General features: G+C 45.0%; 22 protein-coding genes. 15 read left to right on the top strand and 7 right to left on the bottom strand.

All coding sequences use genetic code 11. The features are described 5' to 3' along the window. Positions 1-99 precede the first annotated feature (99 nt). Together EV202_RS12795 and EV202_RS12790 are read right to left on the bottom strand one after the other, a co-directional pair. On the bottom strand, positions 100-1,797 hold the full coding sequence (locus EV202_RS12795) for an ABC transporter ATP-binding protein (RefSeq protein ID WP_070693934.1): 1,698 nt from the start codon (positions 1,795-1,797) through the stop codon (positions 100-102). Between the two features lie 3 nt (positions 1,798-1,800). Further along, positions 1,801-3,546 carry an ABC transporter ATP-binding protein gene (locus EV202_RS12790; RefSeq protein WP_099835367.1) on the bottom strand — a complete coding sequence of 582 codons (1,746 nt, stop codon included), beginning with the start codon at positions 3,544-3,546 and terminating at the stop codon, positions 1,801-1,803. A 199-nt stretch (positions 3,547-3,745) separates the two neighbouring features. On the opposite strand from EV202_RS12790, the gene EV202_RS12785 reads away from it, so the two are divergent. The 8 genes from EV202_RS12785 (at position 3,746) to EV202_RS12750 (ending at position 13,771) form a co-directional block, all read left to right on the top strand. Then, positions 3,746-6,121, top strand: a complete 2,376-nt coding sequence (locus EV202_RS12785) for a TonB-dependent receptor (protein ID WP_131927330.1) — start codon at positions 3,746-3,748, stop codon at positions 6,119-6,121. Positions 6,122-6,140: 19 nt separating this feature from the next. After that, on the top strand, positions 6,141-7,355 hold the full coding sequence (locus EV202_RS12780) for a YncE family protein (protein WP_009347198.1): 1,215 nt from the start codon (positions 6,141-6,143) through the stop codon (positions 7,353-7,355). Positions 7,356-7,493: 138 nt separating this feature from the next. Beyond that, positions 7,494-8,474, top strand: a complete 981-nt coding sequence (locus EV202_RS12775; RefSeq protein WP_009347200.1) for a helix-turn-helix domain-containing protein — start codon at positions 7,494-7,496, stop codon at positions 8,472-8,474. A gap of 88 nt (positions 8,475-8,562) precedes the next feature. After that, complete coding sequence (locus EV202_RS12770) at positions 8,563-9,858, top strand: hypothetical protein (protein ID WP_131927329.1); 1,296 nt, start codon at positions 8,563-8,565, stop codon at positions 9,856-9,858. Positions 9,859-9,884: 26 nt separating this feature from the next. Then, positions 9,885-12,170, top strand: coding sequence for an efflux RND transporter permease subunit (locus EV202_RS12765; protein ID WP_004366606.1), 2,286 nt, complete (start codon positions 9,885-9,887; stop codon positions 12,168-12,170). 103 nt (positions 12,171-12,273) lie between these two features. Beyond that, complete coding sequence (locus tag EV202_RS12760) at positions 12,274-13,077, top strand: outer membrane lipoprotein-sorting protein (RefSeq protein WP_225709821.1); 804 nt, start codon at positions 12,274-12,276, stop codon at positions 13,075-13,077. Positions 13,078-13,188: 111 nt separating this feature from the next. Beyond that, positions 13,189-13,422, top strand: coding sequence for a ribosome biogenesis protein (locus tag EV202_RS12755; RefSeq protein WP_097549288.1), 234 nt, complete (start codon positions 13,189-13,191; stop codon positions 13,420-13,422). 22 nt (positions 13,423-13,444) lie between these two features. Next, entirely contained in the window at positions 13,445-13,771 is a 327-nt protein-coding gene (locus EV202_RS12750; protein ID WP_004366603.1) for an RteC domain-containing protein, read from the top strand. 44 nt (positions 13,772-13,815) lie between these two features. On the opposite strand, the gene EV202_RS12745 is transcribed toward EV202_RS12750, so the two are convergent. From EV202_RS12745 to mobA, 5 genes are all read right to left on the bottom strand, one after another. Further along, positions 13,816-14,853: a PDDEXK nuclease domain-containing protein gene (locus EV202_RS12745; RefSeq protein WP_070693941.1), complete on the bottom strand. Its 1,038-nt coding sequence runs from the start codon at positions 14,851-14,853 to the stop codon at positions 13,816-13,818. 37 nt (positions 14,854-14,890) lie between these two features. Further along, complete coding sequence (locus EV202_RS15465; protein WP_211815600.1) at positions 14,891-15,094, bottom strand: permease of the drug/metabolite transporter; 204 nt, start codon at positions 15,092-15,094, stop codon at positions 14,891-14,893. Positions 15,095-15,398: 304 nt separating this feature from the next. Then, positions 15,399-17,411: a conjugal transfer protein MobC gene (gene mobC, locus EV202_RS12735; RefSeq protein ID WP_131927328.1), complete on the bottom strand. Its 2,013-nt coding sequence runs from the start codon at positions 17,409-17,411 to the stop codon at positions 15,399-15,401. 12 nt (positions 17,412-17,423) lie between these two features. Then, positions 17,424-18,653, bottom strand: a complete 1,230-nt coding sequence (gene mobB / locus EV202_RS12730; RefSeq protein ID WP_097652910.1) for a conjugal transfer protein MobB — start codon at positions 18,651-18,653, stop codon at positions 17,424-17,426. Continuing rightward, a complete protein-coding gene (gene mobA, locus EV202_RS12725) occupies positions 18,638-19,051 on the bottom strand; it encodes a conjugal transfer protein MobA (RefSeq protein ID WP_097652908.1) in 414 nt (137 codons plus the stop codon). Before mobA ends, mobB begins: the two co-directional genes overlap by 16 nt. 798 nt (positions 19,052-19,849) lie before the next feature. Between mobA and EV202_RS12715 the strand changes: the two genes are divergently transcribed. From EV202_RS12715 to EV202_RS12685, 7 genes are all read left to right on the top strand, one after another. Next, positions 19,850-20,632: a ParA family protein gene (locus tag EV202_RS12715; RefSeq protein ID WP_131927327.1), complete on the top strand. Its 783-nt coding sequence runs from the start codon at positions 19,850-19,852 to the stop codon at positions 20,630-20,632. Beyond that, positions 20,616-21,044: a DUF3408 domain-containing protein gene (locus EV202_RS12710; RefSeq protein WP_131927326.1), complete on the top strand. Its 429-nt coding sequence runs from the start codon at positions 20,616-20,618 to the stop codon at positions 21,042-21,044. Before EV202_RS12715 ends, EV202_RS12710 begins: the two co-directional genes overlap by 17 nt. Before the next feature lie 25 nt (positions 21,045-21,069). After that, positions 21,070-21,423, top strand: coding sequence for a DUF3408 domain-containing protein (locus tag EV202_RS12705; protein ID WP_039422504.1), 354 nt, complete (start codon positions 21,070-21,072; stop codon positions 21,421-21,423). Next, the gene (locus EV202_RS12700) at positions 21,420-22,010 is read left to right on the top strand and encodes a hypothetical protein (protein ID WP_131927325.1); all 591 of its coding nucleotides are present in this window, start codon (positions 21,420-21,422) and stop codon (positions 22,008-22,010) included. The genes EV202_RS12705 and EV202_RS12700 overlap by 4 nt, the downstream gene beginning before the upstream one ends. 29 nt (positions 22,011-22,039) lie before the next feature. Then, the gene (locus tag EV202_RS12695; RefSeq protein ID WP_061868044.1) at positions 22,040-22,798 is read left to right on the top strand and encodes a ParA family protein; all 759 of its coding nucleotides are present in this window, start codon (positions 22,040-22,042) and stop codon (positions 22,796-22,798) included. Next, on the top strand, positions 22,786-23,376 hold the full coding sequence (locus EV202_RS12690; RefSeq protein WP_131927324.1) for a conjugal transfer protein: 591 nt from the start codon (positions 22,786-22,788) through the stop codon (positions 23,374-23,376). The genes EV202_RS12695 and EV202_RS12690 overlap by 13 nt, the downstream gene beginning before the upstream one ends. A gap of 173 nt (positions 23,377-23,549) precedes the next feature. Continuing rightward, positions 23,550-23,849: a DUF4134 domain-containing protein gene (locus EV202_RS12685; RefSeq protein ID WP_061868046.1), complete on the top strand. Its 300-nt coding sequence runs from the start codon at positions 23,550-23,552 to the stop codon at positions 23,847-23,849. Position 23,850 lies beyond the last annotated feature (1 nt).

Raw genomic sequence — 23,850 nt, 5'->3', positions numbered from 1 at the left:
TATTGGATAACTGCGTACTTGTGGCTTCGATATGGATAGAAGTGGCAAAAAAAGAGGTATGGCTCAAACTCCATACCTCCATATTTTTCATTGATTAGGTTATTGCATTGACAATAGTTTGCAATACACTCCGCCTTTTGCTTCGAGTTCGGCGTGCGTTCCATTCTCTACAAGTTGTCCCTTGTCCATCACGATAATCTGATTAGCGTTACGGATGGTTTGCAAATGATGGGCAATGACCAAGACTGTGCGATTTCGGATAAGGGCAGACATTGCCTGTTGTATCTTATATTCATTGACAGGGTCAACATTGCTCGTTATCTCGTCCAAAAGAATGATGGGAGCGTCTTTCAAGAAAGCACGGGCGATTGAAAGCCTTTGTTTCTGCCCCCCGGACAGTCCCAAACCGTTTTCTCCGATTTTTGTTTCATAACCTTCTGGCAGACTGATGATAAAGTCGTGTATCATCGCCCGTCGTGCAGCTTCCTCGATTTCTTCCTGCGTAGCATTGCGGTTGCCCACTTTGATATTATTGGCAATGGTGTCTGAAAAGAGAATAACATTCTGCATCACCACACTGATTTTACCGAGTAGATAATCATAGTCCATTTCTCGAATGTCTATACCACCGATACGGATACTGCCGTTCTGCGGTTCCCAAAAACGAAGTAACAGGTTGGTAATGGTTGTTTTACCAGAACCTGACGAGCCAACAAGTGCCGTTACCGTCCGTTCGGGAACGTTGAACGTGAGATTTTTCATCTCAAAACTTTCCTTCTCATAATGGAACCCGACTCCCTCAAATGACAGGTCGAAGCGTTCCGCTGTTTTCGGCTGTGATGGATTGACGACAATGGGAGCGTCCAACAGGTGGGAAATGCGTCCGTAGCTGTCCTTTACCTTGATGTAGTTCAGCCAATGACTCTCCATATTGACAAAAGGTTTGTAGAACTCTTTCGAGACAATAATGAACATGAGGTAGGCAAAAACGGAAAGTTCTCCGTGCCAAGTCCACCAAAGACCGATTGTAGCCATCAGAGCGAAAGCCAACTCTATAAGGAAAGTGTATCTGCCCACACTCACAGCTGCCAAACGTGAAGTCTTCTTACTGCTTTCTCCAAATTCACTGACAGAGTGGTCGAGTCTGTCACGGAACATTCCTTTTCCTCCAAACACTTTCAAAACCGGAATGCCCTTAACGTATTCTACAAAGAGGCTGACCATATCCGCCAGATTGTTCTGAGACTCTTCCTGTGCTTTCATTCCCGAGCGAATGCCCCGATACAGAGAAAACAGGGCAATAGGAAGAATGGCTACCATTGTCAATCCCATGCGCCAGTCCACACAGAACAGTCCGATGCCAAGTATCAGAGCTACAATGAAATCAGCAGACATCCGTGTCCATAGATGTCCTACTACCATTTCCATATTATCCACGTCTTTGTGAATGACTGTACTTATCTCTCCCAGACGCTCATTGGTATAGAAACCGAGTGAGAACATTTTCAGTTTCAATATGATTTTCTCACGGATACGTTCCACAAGATCAAATCCGGCAAAATGCTTGCTCATATCGGCAATGGCATTGGATATGGTTTTCAATACCAGCAGACCGCCAAGTAACCATGCTGCCGAAATGAAAGAGATGCTTTCTCCCTGTATATGACGGTCGATAAGGAACAGGACGGTTAGCATGATTGCCGTGCCACAAAGAGCATAAACCACGAAAAACAGTGCAGAGATAATCAGATGCCGCACTCCGCGAGCGGTCAATTCATTCAATATATTGCGTACCATTGTTTATACCTCCTCTTCTTTCAGTTGCCATTTACTTACTTGTTCTTGCGTCTCCGTCATATTGCGGTACAGAGAACAGTCTTTCAGCAGTTCTTGGTGTGTTCCTTTTGAGACAACCTGCCCTTTGTCCATCACAACAATACGCTCCATATCCTGAATCGTATTGAGACGATGGGCAATGGTAATGACGGTCTTGTTGCGCTGCAATTCATCAAGAGCTTCTTGGATTAGTTTCTCATTCTCTCCGTCCAAAGCAGCGGTGGCTTCATCGAGAATAACTATTGGAGAGTCTTTGAGCAACATTCGGGCAATGGAAATACGCTGTTTTTCTCCGCCGGAGAATTTTACGCCAGCTTCGCCTGCCAGCGTATCATAACCATTCGGCAATCCCATGATAAAATCATGAATATGAGCACGCTGTGCTGCCGTTTCCACTTCCTTTTGTGTGGCGGTAGGTCTTCCTATACGGATATTATCCCGAATGGTTGTGTTAAAGAGAAAAACCTCCTGCTGTACCATCGAAAAATAATCAGCGATATTACGTTCGGAGAGTTCCGTAATATTCTCTCCTCCCAATCGGATAGTACCTGTTTGGGGGTGCCAGAACCCCATCATCAAACTTGCCAGCGTGGTTTTTCCCGACCCTGACTCGCCTACGATAGCTGTATGACTACCTTTCGGAAATTGAAGACATACATCTTTCAGCGCATTGTCTTTCTTGTTTGGATAGGAAAATGTAACGTGCTCGAAACAAACATCCGTTTGTGTCGTATCCGTTTTCTTGTCCGCCGTGTCCTTTGTCTGTACCTCTGTGATGGACTGCACTTTTGCCAACGACTGTCCATAGACGATTCGGACATGTTGGAATGTCGCCAACTTAGCAAAGGAGGACGAGAACAGTCCACCCAATATTAGGGCAAGGATAAAACGTGTCACGGTCAGTTCGCCCGAAGTCATCAGCCATAGCCCGACAAGGGTCATTACTACGATACCACCTTCCAAGAACATCGTTATCAATGTCATCGGAACAGTAACGCTGAACATACTTCGCTTCACCCAACGGATGTAGTCGCGCATACCACCAAGCACCTGCTGCGTTCTGTTTTCCTCGTTGCTGAAAGCCTTGATTACCGGTATGGTAGCCACATATTCCAAAAGGTCTTCCGACATTTTTTGCGTACTTTCCATAAAGTGTCGAAAGCTCTTTCCCCAAAGTGTTTTGACAGCCATTTGCAGAAGAAATGCTACAGGCAAAAGAGAAATGAGCGACAGCCCCAAACGCCAGTCTAACACCATAATGATTACACATAGTAAGGCAGGGAAAAGCGTTGCCGAGAGGATCTCGGGTAATCCGTGTGCCAAATAAATCTCAATTTGCTCCACGTCATGGTTAATGATGTTCACCAAGTCGCCCACCTTACGCTCCTGAAAAAATCCGAGTGGCAAGCGTTGCAAATGACTTATGATACGCAACCTCAATCGTGTAAGGGCATTGTAAGCCGAGCGGTGCGCCCGCCAAATCGAAGTTCCGTAGAACACGCCTCGAAGCAAGGCGAATAGGATCATTACTCCTCCAACTCCCCAAACTATTGTGGAAGAGAATGTGCCGTTCATCAACTTGTCCACCGCCCATACCACGAGCAGCAGGGGCAGTGTGCCGAAAACGAGTTGCAGCACAACCACTGCATTGGAGAGCAGGCTACGGCTCTCCCGTTCCTCATCAAGAGGCTTCATTTTCTCTTTATTCATATCGATTTCTGTTTGATTTTTCTAAGATGCAAAGGTACGGAGATGAGCACGGATAAAATACCCTGAATGAATAGAAGAATGCCCCGAAACGATATATCATAGAAATGCTACAACAGGGGCATACGTATGGAGAATAGGGGTATTTTCTGCGGAATAACCATTTTAACTTTGCAAGAAGTTTCAAAGAGAAATATACTGTATGAAAGTTTCAAGATATGATTATACTTCAAGGTGTGTAAGTCTGTTGCTTCTTTCAATACTATTTCCGCTACACCTCTATGCGCAGACAAATACAGTCGAATTAAAGGTTGTCGATGCGGATAATGGAAATGGAATAGAGGCAGCAACTGTTCAATGGAAACCAATAGGAGTTCCTTCTTTTAAGAATGGTGCTTTAACCAATCGGCGTGGTATCGTCCAAATACAAGCGAAAGGTGTCGATTCTTATGTTGTTTTAACCCGATATGTCGGTTATGAAACGGCTATAGATACATTGAAATCGTCCATAAAAAAGCATACAATACGTCTTCGGGCAAATGCACGAGAGTTGGATGGCGTTGTTGTTACAGGTAAATCCAAAGTTCAATTTATGCGTGAGTCTCCTGAAGCAATTACTGTAATCAATGGTAAAGATTTACAAGGTCGCTCAGTTTCTTTGGAGACCATCTTAGATAAGACCATAGGATTGAAAGTCGGACAAACTGGTGGTTTGGGAAGCAGTTCAAGAATTATTGTTCATGGATTAGAAGGCAATCGCATCCAAATACTGTGGGATGGAATTCCTATGAGCACTTCGGACGGTACGTTTTCTCTTGATGAAATTCCTATAGATATTATCGAACGGATAGAAGTCTATAAGAGTATCATTCCTGCTCGTTTCGGTTGCGACGGATTGGGGGGAGCGGTCAATATCGTTACGAAAGAATTCAGTACGGACTATTTAGATGCTTCGTATGAATTAGGTTCTTATCAAACACACAAAGGAAACGTCTTCTCTCGCAAGAATTTCCCAAAGAGTGGTATTTTGCTCGGTGCAGGAGGGTATTATACTTCTGCAAAGAATGATTACTCCTTCAGAGTTCCCGAAAGAGAGAACCTATTGGTGAAGCGAGACCATGACCGTTTTCGTTCGTATATGCTGAAAGGGAAAGTCGCTTTTACGAAACTTTGGTTCGATGAGATTAGTACAGAGTTCGGGTATTACAACCGTTTTAACGAGATACAAGGAGTCTTGAAGAATATCCAGCACGCCGAGAACAAATCCAGTATGCTTATGTTCGAGAACAAGCTGATAAAAAAAGGGATGTTGAATAATCGTCTCCATTTTGAATCGCATTTTTCTCTCTCTCATACAACAAATAATTTTACAGATACAGCACGAGTGAACCATGACTTCGAAGGAAATATCTATCCCTCTCCCAATGGACAAGGAGAGACTGGAAGTGTTCCTCACGCTTCGGATGATAATTTTTTCGAATTTAATGAGCGTATCAATTTCGACTACAAAATTTCGTCCAATCACAATTTCAATCTCAATGTATTGTTCAATTATGCTCATGAACAACCAAAGGATGATCTCGCCAGTAAGCATGCAGGTTTTGAAGTGGCAGGCTTCCCACGGAAGAAAATAAGCATTGTGTCAGGACTTACTTATGAATCAAAATTGTTCAGCAGGAAACTAACTAATATGTTGTCAGCAAAGCATTATTATCTAAACTCAAAGATCGATGATTTGACTTCATATGAAATATCAACGCCACCAAAGCAAAAAGAGAATACTGCTTCACAATTTGGTTGGATTGAAGCGTTGAAATATGAGCCTTTCAATGGATTTCACTTGAAAGCTTCCTATCAGCGTGCAATACGTCTTCCTAATTCAAAAGAATTGTTTGGTGACGGCATTATTACATTTCCTGCTGCAGGATTGAAACCAGAGAAAAGTCACAATTTTAATTTGGGATTTTTGATAGACAAAAACAACATATTTGGCATATCAAGACTTCAATTTGAGGTAAACAGTTTTTATATGCAAGTGAGCGATATGATAAAACTAATTCATCAGCATATGGCTGCGGGATATGTAAACGCAGAAAAAGTCAATATTAAAGGTCTTGAAACTGAATTGAAAGCAGACATAACCCCTTCAGTATATGCCTACGCTAACTTTACCTATCAAGATGTACGAGATGCTCTCGATTATCTCCCAAAAAGCACAACACCCAATCCGACAAAGGGAATGCGTGTCCCCAATATACCTTATCTGTTTGCTAATTTCGGAGCAGAGTATCACAGTGATAAATTGTTGAAAAATTGGCATGTTAAGGCTTTCTGGGATGGGAAATTCACAGAAGAGTTTTTCTATTTTTGGGAACTGACGGAACAACAGAAACGTCGTATTCCTCGCAGTTTTACTAATGATCTTGGAGTATTATTGACTTACAGAAATAAATACTCTATAGCTTTAGAATGCCATAACATCGCCAATAAAGAGGTTTGGGACCAATTCCGTCGTCCATTGGCAGGACGTACATTTTATATCAAACTAAGATATGTATTTTCGAAAGATATTTTTTAACTCTATAAATAACAACGCAATGAAAAAAACAACATTTCAGTACATGGCTTTATCGGCTATGTTTATCGGGACGTTTGGATTGGCGTCATGCGATAAGAATGATGAACCAACTCCAAGTCCTGTAGAAACGAAACAGCATTTCGTTTGTTTCAACACAGTTGATCAAAAAATCGACTACTTAGGAACATTCGCAGACCTCTCTCAAAAGACTGTGGACAATAAAAAGGCTTTTGAATTTGCATTCGGAGCCTACCCTTTTGCCCAAGGGAATACAGTGCTTGTCGCCGATGGGAACGGAGGCGATAAAGTTCATAAATTCACACGTGATGCCAACGGTTATCTCGTGAGAGGAGAATCCGTGACTTTCGGACAAGGTTCAGCTCCTGGTGAAATAACCTTTTCGAATGATGGAAAAGCCTATGTCGTGCTCAGCCAGCGTGGTAAAATCAGCATACTTGATGTGCAAACAATGAAACAAACGGCAGAAATAGATCTCTCCCAATACGCATACAAAGATAATAATCCTGATCCGGGTTGTGCTGTTCTCTCCAAGTCGAAAGACAAACTGTATGTAGCTCTTCAGCAGAAGCAAACACGCTACACTGCTTATCCGGGTATTGGCGCAGAGGTTGCTATCATTAATTTGAAGACCCATCAGGTTGAGAAAGTGATAAAAGATGACCGCGTAGGATTCGTCGGCTTGTTTCGGCATACGATTGCATTTACTGACGAATTAGGGGATATGTATTTTTACAGCCTCGGTATGGAAGGAAATAATCCTTTGAAGGATGGTTTTGTTCGTATTAAGAATGGGACAGATGAATGGGATAAAGACTATCACTTCCAACTCTCTAAAACACCTGCAACAGGTATTGATAAGCCACATGGTTGGATACTATATTATTACTATGCAGGAAATGGTATTGTGTATGCTTGTGTCAATATTCCATCTCTTACTATGCACAATGATCCTGCACAATCTTCTATCCTTGACTTCAATTATCAACCCGTCAGAATCGATGTGCGGAATAAAACCATCGAGAAAATTAATTTGCCTCTAACTACAAGCATGGGATGCTTCACTTATGGGAAATGGAAAGATGAAATAGTTTTTGGGATGACTTGCAAAGAAGGAACTGGGTACTATACCTACAATCCCGCAACAGGAGCATGTTCACCTAAACCTGTTGTTACCACAGTAGGGGTACCTTCGAGTCTGCTCGTATTTGAATAATGGATAAGGGCATTTTGCGGTAATCCTTAATTTTCTACATTTTCATTCTTAAAAACAAATTCAACGAGGGTAAAAATAGAAGCATTCTTCTATCTTTTATCCTCGTTATTTATTATCTTTGCAAAAAGACATGATGATATGACCATAGAATTTTGTGCAATCAATAAGCCAGAAGATTGGATGGAGATGGTTGCCGAGCAATTCGGCACATCGGTAACGGATAACGGTTTTTCCGTTCCGCCTTCGGTGGGTAGTGGCTTTTTCAAGCAATACTATCCGTTGCCGTGGCTCACACTGACCTATATCAGTTTCGTGGCCTACGAGCCGATGACGATGATTCGCCGTTCGGTGGAAAATTCAAAATGGATTCCCGTGATGTTTTATATCAATGAGCATAAGCACGAGCAGATTATCGGCACCAGCACGAAAACGGTAGGAATTGACACACTCGACGGTATCTTCATGCCTTCGAGTAGCATCCCCACCGAGTGGAGTTTCCCGCCCAAGCGACGGTATGAGAACATTACGCTGACTTTCAATAAGGATTGGCTGAGAAAGATGGATATGGCTCACGAGAGTTACATCGGTCGGCTGCTTCATTCAGACAAGGCTTTTTATCTGTTCGAGACCATCACGCCTGCCATGCAGCAGATATTGGACGGAATCAAGTCAATAGCCGAGGGCGATGCCCTGTTCTCCGCACTTCATCTTCACGGCAAGGCGATAGAGTTACTGACGATGTTCCTCGAAAAACTTGAAAAGCGCTCGGAGGTGAAATCTCTATCCAATTTGAATCTAAATGATGTGGAGGCAGTCTTTCGTGTCCGTCGCAGAATACTTCAAAGCCTCGGCAACGTGCCGAGCATTCCAGAACTGGCAAGCGAAGCCAATATGAGCAGTTCCAAACTACAGAAATGTTTCAAGCAGGTCATTGGCAAGGCGATTGCCGAGTATGCTCTATCCGAAAAGATGGAATGGGCAAAGCGCCTGCTATCCACCCGTCTCTACTCGGTGTCTGAAGTGGGCTATAAAGTCGGATACGCCAATCTCAGCCATTTTACAGAAGCTTTCCATAAATATCATCGTATAAAACCCAAACAATTTCTCGACTCTCTATAAGTTTTATGCAATAGGGATATTACTTGCTATTTGAGGGTTATTTTACCCTAAGCAATCTTCCGAACTTTGCCTGCAAAAACATCAGGCAATGAAAATAAAAATATTTAAGTTTCAGTTTTTTGCCGGAGTAACAATCTTTTCATTGTTTTCCGGTATTTCTGTTTATGCGCAATCTCCGAATGAAACGGACTCTCTCCAGACAGAAGAAATCTCGCAGGATAACCGCATTAAAATCAATGGTTATCTCCGTGCAGGTATTTTTGGCGGAGAAAAGGAAATACGCAATTACTACGGAGAGGGTGCCTTGAAATTAGAAGTTCCCATCGGCATAAGTGCTTCCGCCTTTTCGGAAGTCCGTTACAGAGCCGATGGCAACAACAATCATAAGTTTGACATCCGCGAGGCTTATGTAAATCTTAATCTTGGCAAGTTCGATTTTCGTGTGGGTGAGCAAATCGTTCTTTGGGGACGGGCAGACGGTTTCAATCCGACCAATAACGTTACACCCCAAGACTTTTGTGTGTTCTCACCGGAGGAAGACGATAAGCGTCTGGGAAATTTCGTAGTGAAAGGTGTCTTTAATCCTTATCCCTTCCGTATCGAAGTAGATTGGATACCCGTTTACAAATCATCATTGTTCCCTTTCATCGGAAAGCCTATGGGAGATGGGATTGTATGGAACAATGAAAAACGTCCTTACCGATGGAAGAACCAGTCTTTCGGAGTGAAAATAGATTTGGAAAAACCGTCTTTCGACCTCTCTCTTTCCTATTACAACGGGTTACATAAATTTCCCGGCATCGCTTATGAAAAAACTCCTTCTGAAATCCTTTTATCGCAAGAGCCATATCGGGTGCATGTTGTCGGAATGGACTTTTCCACCTCGTTGGGTAACTACGGATTAAGAGGTGAATTTGCCTGTTCACTCCCCGACAAAGGCAATAATCCCATCTATTCCGTTTCAAATAAGCAAATGGAATATACAATAGGGATTGACCGAAGCTTGGATAATTTCAGTTTGATTGTACAGTACATAGGTAAGTATATACCGGACTTGGAGACAGCCATTAAAGGCAATCCGATAGTTCAGAAACTAAACTCACTGAACCGTATTGTTTTCACGCAACACGAGCGTTGGAATCATTCGGTTTCGGTCAGACCTGCACTGTCATTACTCCACGAAACATTGAACGTGGAACTGCTCGGACTGTGCCAGTTCAGCACGAAAGAATACTTCTTCCAACCCAAGATTCGTTATGCCATAGCCGATGCCGTTACGCTTACGGTGGGAGGGCAGCTGTTCTATGGACCGGACGACCGTCTGTTTGGGATATTGGAAAAGACCAAGAACTCGGTTTTTACAGAGTTGAAAGTTTCGTTTTAGATTATCTAATCTTAAAATAATATCGAATGAAGAAGTTAGCTGAATTTGTGATACGATACCGCTGGGCGGTCATCGTGTTCTTTCTTGCACTGACAGCCTTTATGGGCTTTCAGATGAAGAATGCAAGTTTTAATCCCGACCTGCTTACCTATCTGCCGGAAGATTTACCTTCTCGTGTAAATCAAAAACAGATAGAAAGAATGTTTGGCGGTACGGATATGGTAATGATTGTCGTACAGACAGATGATGTCGTGAATGGCAAGACACTGAAGCGTGTGGAGCATTTCTCGCAAGATATGCAGAACATCAAAGGCGTAGAACGGGTAATGTCCGTCTTTGAATTGAAAAATGTCCGCAGTGAGAATGACGCAATGACCGTTGATGCGGCCGTGAAAATGATTCCACGGACTGCTGAAGATGTTGCCACTATTAAGAAAGAGCTTGCCGGTAACGACCTTGTCTATGGAAGCGTGGTTTCCAAAGATTTTACGACCACAGCCATTATTGGATTGCTTGAACCCGGAGCAAAGGACAAGGACGTAATAGACCAAGTGGAGGCAATGATTGCCAAGTATCCCGGCACAGAGAAAGTTCTTTTGGGAGGTTCTCCGTATATGCGAATGCAGAATGCGGGAATGATGCAGAAGGATATGGCTCGGCTCATTCCTCTCGGATTGTTGTTGATGATGGTCTTTCTCTTTATCAGCTTCCGCCAGTTCAGAGGGGTATGGCTTCCCATTCTGATTGTAGTCATGGCGATATTCACGGCATTGGGTGCAACACCTTTGTTGGGATGGAAGTTTGCCGTTACGACCATTATTTTAGTTGTATTGCTGATTGCCACCGCCAATTCCTATGGCATACACATGTTTGCCCGCTACCAAAGAGACAATCTTCCCGGAAACAACTATACAGCAAAAGAATTGTCTGTCAAAATGGTTACAAGTCTCGGCGCTCCCATTATCTTGTCAGGATTGACAACCATTGCAGGGTTGCTCTGTATGTTGGGACATGTGCTGATTCCCGGTGGACAGATGGGAGTTCTTGGCAGTATCGGTATCGGACTTGCCTTGATTGGAAGTCTGTTCTTTATACCTGCATTGAGTTCGGTACTTCCCAAAACCAAACCTCGATTGAGAGCGGATAACAACCCTAAAAGCAAAAGAGGAATAGGGTTGGACAGATTATTGGACTTTATTGCCGATTGGGTAACGAAAAAGCCCAAGACTATTTTGGCTTTATTCGTGGTCATTTCTCTAATCGGAGCAGCCGGACTGTTGCGTTTCAGCATCAACTCAAATCCCGCCGAGTTGTTCCCTGACGGACATCCTGCGAAGGAGTCCGCACAAATCATCAATAAGGAGCTGGGGGGCTTCTTTCCGCTCTGTGTCGTGTTCGAAGGCGACATCAAAGACCCTGCCTTGTTGAAGAAAATTGATGATTTGGAGAAAAAGGTGCGAGAAATCCCCGAAGTGGGAACAACGCAGTCTATCGCGAAAGTTACACGTCAGATCAGCCGTGCTCTCTATAACAAAGGCGAAGAAGGTTATGATAAAATCCCCGACACCTACGATGCCGTATCACAATACTTCGAGTTGTATCTGATGAGCGGCAGTCAGAGGGATTTGGAAAAGATGGTGGATTTCAATTTTGAGAAAGCTCTCTTGATGATTCGTTTCAAGGAATTGAACACACCGGTATTGCGACAATGTGTTGCTCAAATCAAGGAAATGGTAAAAGATGACCCCAATGTGAAACTTGTTGGTGGCAATGCCGATGTATTCACGGATATGGACAAGCATGTCGTAAGCGGGCAGTTCCTTTCTTTGTTGATTTCCCTCGTTGTTGTATTTATCATTATATCCCTCGGTTTCAAATCGTTTAAGGCAGGATTACTGCAAATCGTTCCACTCATGTTTGCCATGTTGATGCTTTTCGGACTGATGGGATATTTTGGTATCGACCTGAACTTTATGACCGCCTTCCAAGCCTCTATCCTTATTGGAGTCGGCGTGGACTATACGATTCATGTTGTCTGGCGGTATCGGGAGGAACGACGTGCGGGTTACGACGATAAGGAGGCTGTACATCGCTTGTTCAAGGCAACGGGACGCGGTATCGTATTCAATGCCATTGCCGTTATTATCGGATTTGTAGTTCTGCTCTTTTCAGGCTTCCTGCCTGTCCGCTTTTTCGGAATGATGATGGTAACAATCATTTTCGTATGCCTCATTGCCGCAGTGCTGCTCGTACCTGCGCTATGTATGGTGTTGAAACCGAAATTCTTGAGACAGAAAATCCATTGCAAATAACTTAAAAGGACTGAAAGGATAAAAGCAATAAAAGAAACAGTCAAAAGCTTATGAGCTTTTCAAAGAAGATTGATACACGAATATTCATCAAACAATAAATACAATGAAGAAAGTTTTTTTATCGGCGGTTATAACAATCGCAACTATGTGGGTAAATGTTGCTCATGCACAAGGAGGACTATCTCCGCAACAAGTACAACAAAAAGCCATTGAAGCCACTCGTATTGCCGGAATGGAAACACAATCATCAATGACGATTTACAGTCCGTCCGGAGACAAACGAGTTCGCAAGATGACTATCGTCAGTAAACTCTACGAGAATGGTAGTTTGGAAAAGAAACTCATTCGGTTTACCGAGCCTGCTGATGTGAAAGGCACCGGGTTTCTATCGTTCGATTATTTGAAGAAGAACGATGACAAGTGGATTTATATGCCGGCTCTTCGTAAAACCCGACGTATTGTAAGTTCAGAGAATGCCAAAAGTTTCATGGGGTCTGAGTTTTCTTACGCCGATATGTCCACACCAGCTGTCGAAGATTTCAACTATAAATTCTTGAAAGACCAAAATGTAGGTAATCATGTCTGCTATGTCTTAGAAATTACGCCAAAGAACAAAACCATTGCCAATGAAAACGGCTTCTCTAAGAAAATAGCCTATATCGACAAGCACATTTTTATTATCCGTAAGGCTACATACTACAATCTTGCCGGAGAGAAAGAAAAGGAGATGACCGTCTCTGCAATCACGGAAGTGGATACAAAGCACCATAAGTATCGCTTTAAGGAGATGACAATGATTAATCTGAAAAATGAAAGAAAGTCGGTATTGAATAACAACGTTATTAAGTTCACCCCTTCAATTTCGGACAGTTATTTCACCACTCGCACACTGGAACAAGGCAAGTAAAACTTCTCTTTTCCATTCTACCTCCATTTGTTGCAATCAGAAGTTGTAACAGGTGGAGGTTTTGTGCATTTATCATAAGCACAAACAATTTAGCAATATAAAAATCATAATATGAAACAACTGATTGAAACAGAAACCTTTGAGTTGCTGCTATCAGACAATAGCAAAACTGCAACAGACAGTCTTATCAAGGAAATTATAAGGTTGGGGGAAACCGAAGCAAACCTTGCTTCATTGTATCGTACTCTCCATTACACTCGATTCCATTTAGAAAGTATGACTGAAACATCAGGCATACCAACTGAAATGGGAAAAAAATGTATCGGAGCTGCTCTTTGTCATTGACACGGAGCTGGAATTAGTGAAAATGCGAATGCAGGGACTTCTTCCAGCTTTGCCCGTCAAACCCGCCAAGAAACTCTGTTGGACAGGCAAGGCAACAGATTTAGTTGAACTCCTTTATGCTCTCGACACCTGCGACTGTATCAATGATGGAGAAATAGGTGTGGAGGAATTAGCTGATGTTCTTTCTGAAATCTTTGGAGTGGAGATAAAGAACTGCTACAACGTCTATATGAACATGAAACGCCGCAAGGATGACAGCCGTACCTACTTTCTTGATGAACTCCGTGAGAAGCTGAACAAGCGTATGGTGGAGAGTGACCTGAAAGGTGGCAAGTTCAAGAAACGGTAAATCAAAAGGGAGATATTCCGGTATTTCGGAGTACCTCCCTTCATTCATTCTTTGATAAGCACTTCCAACTTCTTGGCTATGTCCTCAGATGTTGGAAGCAGTTCCTTGTATGCCTCCGGCAATTCGGGTGAGAGGTTGTATGTTGCCACCCCGATAGGCATTGCAGAAGTTTTGAGGGCATACTCCACAATCGTCCTGCTTTTGGATTTGCAAATGATGATGCCGATGGCAGGATTCTCATGTGGTAGTTTAACCGTCTCATTCAGGATATTGAGATAAAACTCCATCTTCCCTTTGTACTCAGGCTTGAACTCACCGATTTTCAGCTCCACGGCTATCATTGCCTGCAGGCGACGGTTGTATAGCAGCAGGTCAATGAAGTACTCCCTGCCATCCACCTCCAATCGGTATTGGTTTCCCATAAACGAAAAGTCCGTTCCGAACTCCATCAGAAAAGAGCGGATATTCTTGATGATAGCCTGTTCCAACTCATACTCCGAATGTTCCTCGCCCAATCCAATAAAATCCAACATATATTCGTCCTTTACGGCGAGGACGGCTTGGTTACGGATATTTTCAGGTAGCGTAGTATCAAAGTTACTCTGTCCGAGCAGGAAACTCTCATACGTTTTCAATTCTATTTTGTGTATCAGCACGTCTTTCGTCCATCCGTATTTCTTGGTCGCCAGAATATAGAACTGTCTCTGCTGCGTCTCCTTACACTTAGTCAAAATAACGATATGCTTCGACCAACTGATTTCTCCAACTAATGGTTGGAGAAATTCATTCGTTTGATATTCAGCGTAAAAGCGTGCCATGTCCCACATATTGGAAACTCCGAAGCCCTTGATTCCAGGGAACTCTTTTTGAATGTCCTGTGAGAGGTTTTCCACAACGGATTTTCCCCATCCGAGTGCCTTCTGTTGTTCAGTAATGCGCCTGCCTATCTCCCAATAGAGAGTTATCATCTCCTTATTGACGGCTTTCAACGCCTCGTATTGTGCAGAGCGAATTCGCTTTGTTATCTCTTCCTTGAAACTCAGGTATTCTGCTGATGTGAGTGGTATATTGTGCGTACTCATATTCTTTCTTCTTTATAGATGTTATTCTTGCCGCCTCTTACCGAAAAGCCTTTATTACCCTGAACACTGCCCACAAGCAGGTGAAAGGTGCGGTGAAGACTCCTATGACGACAAAGAGGAGCAGTTTGACAATATAGTAAACAATCCACTGCCCATTTGTCCCAGCCATCATCTTATAAGGAATGTACTTTTCCACAAAGAGATAGCCTGACCATATCGCCATCAGCACATATCCGGACATCCATCGCATATCCTCAACGCCTTTGGTCGCCAAGAAGTTCCATTTGAAACCTATGACAAACAAGGCAATGAGAAACAACAGGCTGAAGATGCTTCGCCAAATCTCGCTGCGTTTTCTCTTCTGAAAACAAGGTGTACAGAGTATCGGTTGATACCTCTCCGCACATTCGGAACACAGCCCTTTCCCGCAATCGGAACATTGGGCTACCGCCGGTTCTTGAGTATGATTAAAACAATTCATAGTGTCATCAATTAGCGTGTTCAAAAATACAAAAATCCCGTCTTAGAGCCAAGAAAAACAGCCATCATTTCTTGGTATTGAGCAGTTTGGAAAGTTCCGGATCGTCGGAAATTCGTTGCAACTCCCGTTCCACGATGTCCCGCACCTCCGTCTTTACCCGATCATAGTTCGCCTTTATCTCCTGTTCCATCATATCCTCGCCATCTTCATTTGTGAAGTCCGTCAGAACAGGTATCGGACGATAGGCTGCCGTTTCCCTTGCCACCCTCGCATTGTCCACCACAATCTCACAGTGGAATATCTTCTGTTCGATGCGTTCGGAGAAATTATCGGCGACTGCTCCCACGAACATTCCCTGTGTGAGCGTGGAGATCTTGCTCTGCGGAATCAGGCTGTCCATCTGCGTGGAGATGGAGGTCGTTTTGTCGCTTCGGGTGATGCTCATGCTCTGCCGTTTCTGAAGCACCTTGCCAAACCTCTCCGAGAGCGTCTTTGCCGTCTCGCCGACCACCTGACCGGAGAAGATGTTCCCGACGGTGTTCATCACCACGGCAGCCTCCTTGTCTCCATAGTCACGCTTCAACTGGGAGAAGTCCTGAAAGCCCAAGCATACCGCCACCTTGTTGCTTCGTGCGGTGGCAATCAAGTTGTCCAACCCCTTGAAATAGATGGTAGGTAGCTCGTCGATGAGCACGGAACTTTTCAGCATTCCTTTCTTATTGATGAGCTTGACGATACGCGAATTATACAACCCCAATGCTGCTCCGTAAATGTTCTGTCTGTCGGGATTGTTCCCCACACAAAGGATTTTAGGCTCTTTGGGGTTATTGATGTCGAGTGTGAAATCATCTCCCGTCATAATCCAATAGAGTTGCGGACTGATCATCCTCGACAAAGGAATCTTGGCAGAGGCTATCTGTCCCTGCAACTGGTCAGCCGCCCCTCCGAGCCAAGCATCCATGAAAGGAGAAAGATAGTTCTCCAATTCAGGATAGGAAGTAAGTATTGGAAAAATATCCTCGTACTTGCGGCAGAGAAACTCGATGGCGTGCGGAAAGGTACAGTATTTCCCTCCCTCGAAAATGCGGAGATACCAAATGATGGCGGCGAAGAGTACGATGGGCGACTCCACGAAGAAATCTCCCTGCTTCTGCACCCACGTCTTGTTCAGGTTGAGCATAATCGTATAAGCCGATTCGTAGGCATCCGATATGTCGCTCATGAAATCGGGGTGTATCGGATTGCAACGATGCGACCGCCGAGGGTCGTCGAAGTTGATCACGTAAAACTTCGGCTTGACTTTATATCCTTCCGAGTGATGCAGCAAATGATTGTACACAATCGTGGAGAGGTCGGGATATTTGAAGTCGTAGCAGTAGATGGCAAAACCTTTTTCGATTTGCTGCTTGATGAAATTATTGATGATGGCATAGGACTTTCCGCTGCCCGGCGTTCCCAAGACGGAGACTGCACGGAAAGGATTGACCACGTTTATCCAGCCCCTGTTCCATTTCTTGCGGTAATAGAATCGGGTCGGCAGATTGACCGAGTACTCGTTCTCCAAGAGCCTTGTTTCCTGCATAAAGGATTCATTCTCCTGATTGAAGACATCCTCCATCAGATTGTTTTTCAACAGACGGCTCATGTAGAGTCCCGCCATCAGCAGACAAACATAGCCTACGGTTATCGTAAAAGTATAGAGAGCCGCGTTCGCCTCTATGGGCAGTGGCAAGGCGAGTATCCACCAATTGAGGAAGAAAAAGACAAAGCCGGCGCCCATGAATGCCCATATCTTCGACCACGTGATATGCTCCTCTTTCACACCTTTCGTACCCAGACATGAAAGTCCCATCAGTACCAGCGCAAAAAGCTTGGTATAAAGCATATTCCCAAATAGTCCCGCCGTGCGATGGAAATTCATCAGTATCCTATCTACCACTCCGATATTCACGCCCCATAGCCGTATCGCTTCATAGCAATACCAATAGAGATGGACAACCACCAGTATGATACTTACGGCACGCAGAAAATCCATGATTTTCGCCAGTGCTCTCAAATCGTCTTCTTGTTGTGACATAATCCGTTGTTTTTAGATTTTACGTTGTTTTCTTTTCTTCCGTTGCATCCTTCTTCTGAACTGCTCTTCCTCCCAATCCGTACCGTGAACCTCCAACGGCAGGTCAAGCAAACCGCCCAAGACAGAATCTTCGTCCGAAGTCTGAGTTTGGGGAATACAGCCTTTCTCACTCTGCTGTATAGGAGCAGACAGTTCGGGATGCGGGCGGTCGAACCACTCGGCAATAGCGTTTGCCGAAAGTTCCTTGCCCAATCTCGAGCCATTGACGACACAGCCGTTGTTATGGTCTATAAAAGTGACACCATATAGTCTACCTTCTTCGTTCTCACGGAAGAGGACATCAATCCCCTTGCGATAGAGATTATCCCTGAAATCTTCTTTCGTGGTAAAACGCCTCAATGCTCCGGCTACGACCGCTTTGGTCTTGGGAGCAAGACCTTTTTCTTTCAGTTCCTCCTTTGAAGCCTTGAACCTGTTTTGCAGAGCATCATATCCGACAGCCTTCCCGAAGAAGGAAGACTTGAAAGGATTACTTACCTTCTTACCTTTATCATCGGTAGCAAAATAGACCAATCCGTTATAGGACTTTCCATACATCTCCCCTTTGACCTCTTCCACGCATATATTATAGGTGGAGAGCAAGGCACGGTATTCTTTGAAACTCGGACAATGGTAGAATTTTGCTGCCGGTTTGATAACCGAAGCCAATTGTTTTTTGATATTTCCCTCTTGGGGTTGGACTTTTTGCAGTCGAAAAGCCTCCTTTTTCCGTTGTCTTTCGGCAGGCAACAAGCTGTATTTCTGCTCTATCTCTCGTGTGATATGCTTACTCCTGTAGAAGTTGTTGCCATCGTTAATCTTCTTTCCTTGTTCATCGACGGCTAAGGTGACAATATGCAGGTGATGCCTGTCTATGTCCTCGTGTTTATACACGACAAAGGGCTGATTGCCATAGCCCATCTTTTCGATATACTCCTGTGCGATGGCAGAGAACTGCTCATCGGTGATTTTATCATCGGGATGTGGATTCAGAGAGATGTGTATAATAGGCTTTTGGGTATGAATCAGACTCGGCATATATGCCAGAAAGTCCTGCATACATGCCGCTATATCGTGTGTTCCATCGGCAGAACAAAACACTTTGTTGGTCTCCAAAATCTTCGCGACCCCCTCATTTACTTTCTCTCCATTGTACGCCAATGCCCCGAAAAGGGAACTCCCATAGCTTATCTTTGCGACCATTTCTCTTGAAATTCACGGGTGAGTTGTACGATTTCGCCTCCGATAGCCGCCAATTCGAGTGTCAGTTTCTCCAGTTGGGCAAGCATAGCGTAGGCTTTTTTCTCGGTGAAATTGCTTTTTAAGGCGACCACTACTTGGTTGTAATTGACCCCCACGCTGCGAAACTGTCCGTACAAAGTTGTCAATTTTTGATAGTAGTCAAGCAAGGAGCGGTCTACTTTTATGACACGGAAAGTCCTGTCAAAGACCCTTGCCTTGATGAAAGCCGACTGACTTTGTACACCCGCCGTCTCTTTCATGGAGAGAAACTCGGCAAATTCCATCGCCGTAAAATTGACCGAAACCCGTTTCTCGGTCTTCACTTTGGAGCTTATGCTCCGCATTTTCTTTTGTTTCATTTTCTACTTTGGATTTTAGTGTTTCACGGCATCTCCGGTATTCGAGACAAGGCATTCTCCCTTCCAAGAAAAAACGACTTCGGAGTTTTTTCAACCCTCTGCAAGAGCAAGGGTTTTATGCTGCAAAAACGGAGTCGTGCTGCATAAAACATACCTTGCTATTTGCTCCGGCGCAAATAAATCCGTCCGCGAAGGACGGAAAACGATTCACTCAAAAAAGAACGCTTTATGTCTCGAAGACTTCGGCTTGCCGCTTGGGTGCAAAGTTACTAAGCGTTGTGCCTAAGTCACTTACCTCTCACGAAGCCACAAATACGCAAATCGACGCCACAAGTACGCAGTTAGCAAAAAGGGCAGAAACAAGGAGGTAAAGGCTTCTATATTTGCCCCGTCGAACAGGTGTTTGCAGGTCGGTGGACATACCTGCCTGCCCAAGTCTGAAAACCTGTCCGCAGCCATTTGAACAGACAATTACGGAAATGGAAATAGGAATGAGAATGTGTACAAGTTATTGCACCCGTCGCCCCCCATACCCTTGCGCAAGGGTACAAGTGTGGACGTGTGGATGGGGGGACGTGTGCAGGTATGAATCCCATCATATAGCCCCACCCTTATGCAGGGAGGGACATATCCCGAAATGCGGGTCTATGTTCCCTTATCGGAATACCTTATCGTATGTCTGTCCGGAGATTTATTCCCTCACGGACTCATTTCCATATCCGCCTTTTCAAGGAAACAAGCCAAGGCGTGCATGCGCCTTTCCACACATATATGTAGAACCATTAAACAGAAAATGAAATGAAAAAGAAACCAGTTTTCATTGCCTTCTCCACCCAGAAGGGCGGTGTCGGCAAAACGACCTTTACGGTCTTGACGGCAAGTTACCTGCACTATGCCTGCGGGTATAACCTTATTGTGGTGGATTGTGACTATCCGCAATTCAGCATCAATGCCATGCGTCAGCGTGACGCACAGGGGGTGGATCGCAACCCCGCGCTGCAAGAATTGGCAGCCACCCAATTCTCCGAGTTGCAAAAGCCCACGTACACCATCCTTTGTGCCACGGCAGAGGCAGCCGTGGATACGGTTAGGGAATATCTGGAGACGCACGAGCCGGATACGGATTTCGTCTTTTTTGACCTGCCCGGAACCATCAACAATGACGGTGTGCTGACCACCCTCTCCGGTATGGATTATATTTTCACACCCATCTCCGCCGACCGTATATCCTTGGAAAGCACGCTGAGCTTTTCAGCCATCATCAAGGAGGCGATAACCGACAATATAGACACTGCCAACAAAGGGATCTACCTCTTTTGGAACATGGTGGACGGCAGAGAGAAAACACCCCTCTATGCGATGTATGAAAAGGTCATTGCCGATTTGGGACTTCCCATCTTAAAAACGGCAGTCCCCAATACGACCCGCTACAAAAAGGAGGTAATGGAGGAGGGTACGACCCTCTTCCGTTCAACCATCTTTCCCGCCTCTCGCACGCTGCTTAGAGGCAGTCGTCTGAAAGAGCTTGTGGAGGAAATCTTGTCCATCGTAAAACCTGAAGCATATGGCAGGAAAGAATAAAGGGGCGATAGATCCCGTCGCTATCCGGGAACTGATTTCACAGGGTATCCCGATGAAAAAGAAAGAGAGCGAGATGATACCGCCTGTCACCGTCGAAGAGGTGGATGCGTCTGTTCCGGAAACACAGAAAGAGGCTTTGGAAGAACCACAACTACCCATCCGAACACGTCGCAAGAATCCCGCCAAAGGAGATTACATCTCACTCTTCATGCACCGCAATGACCTGTATGACCGCAAGGCAATCTACATCTCCAAAGAGTTGCAGGACAAACTGTCGGAAATCGTCCTCTTCATCCGAAAGAGGGAGATGACATTGGGCATGTACGTGGAAAACATCCTTCTCAAACATTTGGAGGACTACAAGGAAGAAATCAACCGATTAAGTGAAAAGAACTTCAAGAAATTATTGTGATATGAAACAGAAAACAAACCGACCAATGGCAGGCAAAGAGTCCTGCAGAGAACGAAAAAGCGTCTCTTCAAAAGTAACCATCCGTAACTCCACCACGCTCATCGAACATTCTGAGGGACACTCTACAGGTCTCCTTCAGGAAGAGAAGAGCGATTACGAAACCACCTTTCTGCAACCCCTTAACATCGGAGACCGAAAGGGCGTGTTCATTTCCAAAAAGACACAGGAAGAGATTTCCGAAATCGTCTATGTGGCAGCCGCAGGCAAACTGACGATTGGGGCATTTGTAGAGCATATCCTCCGGCATCACTTAGAGAGTCACCGTGATGAGATAGACGCCTTGTTTGAGCAACAGTTCCGTAAACGTTTCGAGCGATGAAGCAGGTGATTGTCATTCTGCTGTCGGTAGGCTTAGCCTATCTCGGCAGCGTACAGGTCGCCCGCTTCCTGTATGGACGCTATCGGAGTGCCGTGAGACTCTACCGTGAATTGCGGCTCTTTTTCCGAGAACGAGGCAAGGGGAAATTCGTCGTTACCATCCGCATCCCCCAGAAGGAACTCTCCCAAGAGGAGAATGTCCTTTTAGCTGAGTTGCCCATTGACGAAGAGTTACAGGAACAGACGCCTGAAACGGAAATATCGGAAGAGACCTCTCCGGACATTTCCGAAGAGGAAGAGGGTTATGTATTGGTGGAAGTCCAGGGTGAAAGCTACTCCCTCTCGGAAAGCATCACAGCGAAAGAGCTGCAACAAATGGGTAATGTCCTCTCCTGTAAGAATGCCCCGATAGAGGAAGCAGCGAAAGCCGCTGAAACCATCTATAAGATACACGATTCCCCGATGTTCCAAGCGATTAAGAAAGCGGCCGGAGAACGAGTTCGCAAACTACTGGAGCGTGTTGCCGAAGAAGCTCCGAAAGAGGTTCAGTCAGGCAACTTCGATTACAAACGATTTATCAAGACATAGTATTCACCCGTTCAAAGAAAAGAGAAAATATGAGTAAACCCATTTATCTCGCCATCGCTTCCCCCAAGGGAGGTGTCGGCAAAACCTCGCTTACGGTACTTTCCGCAAGCATTCTGCATTACCACAGAGGGTACAATGTCGCCGTCGTGGATTGCAACCATCCCGTCTATACAATCGCCCGTCTACGTCAGCAAGAGACGGAAGAACTAAATCATCAAAGCCTGATGCACCTGAAAAGCTTGATGCACCTGAAACATCGGACACCCTATGCTCCTTATCCGATTATCTGTACTCCGGTGCGAGAAGCCCTGAACTGGGTGGAGCGACACTGTGCGGACAATACTCCTCACTGCATCCTCTTCGATCTCCCGGCACTGATGCGTACCGAAGGGACGGTGGAGTTGCTTTCAGCAATGGATGCCGCCGTCTTTCCCGTTACGGGCAGTCCGATGGATATGGAAGCCGTCCGCCATTTCATAGACATCTTGGGAGAGCAGATACTGACGATGGGTAAGGGCAATATCAGGGAGCTTTACCTGCTTCGCAATATGATAGAGGCTTGGGAACGTGAGGATGCCGACGAACACTGTCGCATCCTTGCCGATGAAACGGGAGTCCTCTTGATGCATACCTCATTGAGCCACTCCCGTTTGTATCGTCCGCTGCTTTCCGAACGCAGAAGAGGGGTATGCACCCTCTTCCCACCCCACGGAGGGAAGTTGAGCAGGCTCTGTATTGAGTTAGGTAATGAGCTTCACGAAATCCTGCAACGCCTATGTACCGAATAGTCCTTGCCGCTCTCTTGCTCTATCTCCTGTGGCTATTTCTTTTTCTCTCGTATGAACGAAGAAAAAGGAAGAACAGGGCAATTGAGAAAAAGCCTTGCCAAATGGTCTCTGAAGCTGAAATCATCGGTAAAAGTCACTTCAAACTCAGCCACTCGACGCCACAAGTACGCAGTTATCCAAAAGACGAGGCGGAAGCAAAAAAGGCATCTACATTTGCTCCCGAAAACGGACAAGAGCCATTGGAAGAGGCGGATGAACAGCCCGACATAGATGAGATTCCTTTGGTGTATGAGTCTTCGGATGCTCCATCGTTTGAAGAGGAAGACGAGGAACTTCCCATACAGGGAGAAAGCGAATATGCCACGGGAATTGATTTCGAACGGGTGCTGGAAGCCTTATCGGTCATTCACCGCCACGCCCACACCGAAGCAGAGCGACAGAGTACCGGCGATACGCTGAGAGCGTTGGAAGGAACCCGCCTGATGGAAACGCTCCGAAGCGATGCGAAACGCTCAGCCACGATCGATGAAATCGTCCGTGCCCGTTTCGAGGAGCTTTACAGCGGCGAAAAGGCGTAACGCCCCCTTCCGAATGGTCTTGACCCAATAGTATGAACCCTTTAATGCAACAAGCAATGAAAGAAAAAGAGTACGGCTGACCCTAAGAGAGCCACCACTAAAATCCGAAAGTAACAACAGTATTCATCCGTCGGGAGAGTCTATCCAATCCTCTCGGCACAAAACAAAGATTTATGACCAAAAGACATTTTCTTATCGCAGCCATTCTGCTGCTTTCCATTTCCTCTGCCTTTGCCCAAGGCAACGGCTTGTCGGGCATCAACCAAGCCACCAACATGGTAACTTCCTATTTCGACCCTGCCACGAAACTCATCTACGCCATCGGTGCGGTCGTGGGACTTATCGGTGGGGTAAAGGTCTATTCAAAGTTCTCGTCCGGAGATCCCGACACCTCGAAGACCGCCGCAAGCTGGTTCGGAGCCTGTATTTTCCTTATCGTGGCAGCCACCATTTTAAGAAGTTTCTTCCTCTAAG

Origin of the sequence: Prevotella heparinolytica, from assembly GCF_004342845.1 — a bacterium.
In the GTDB taxonomy this organism is placed as follows: domain Bacteria; phylum Bacteroidota; class Bacteroidia; order Bacteroidales; family Bacteroidaceae; genus Bacteroides; species Bacteroides heparinolyticus.
The sequence above is the reverse complement of the archived record's forward strand: the minus strand, read 5'-3'. Positions and strand labels throughout refer to the sequence as shown.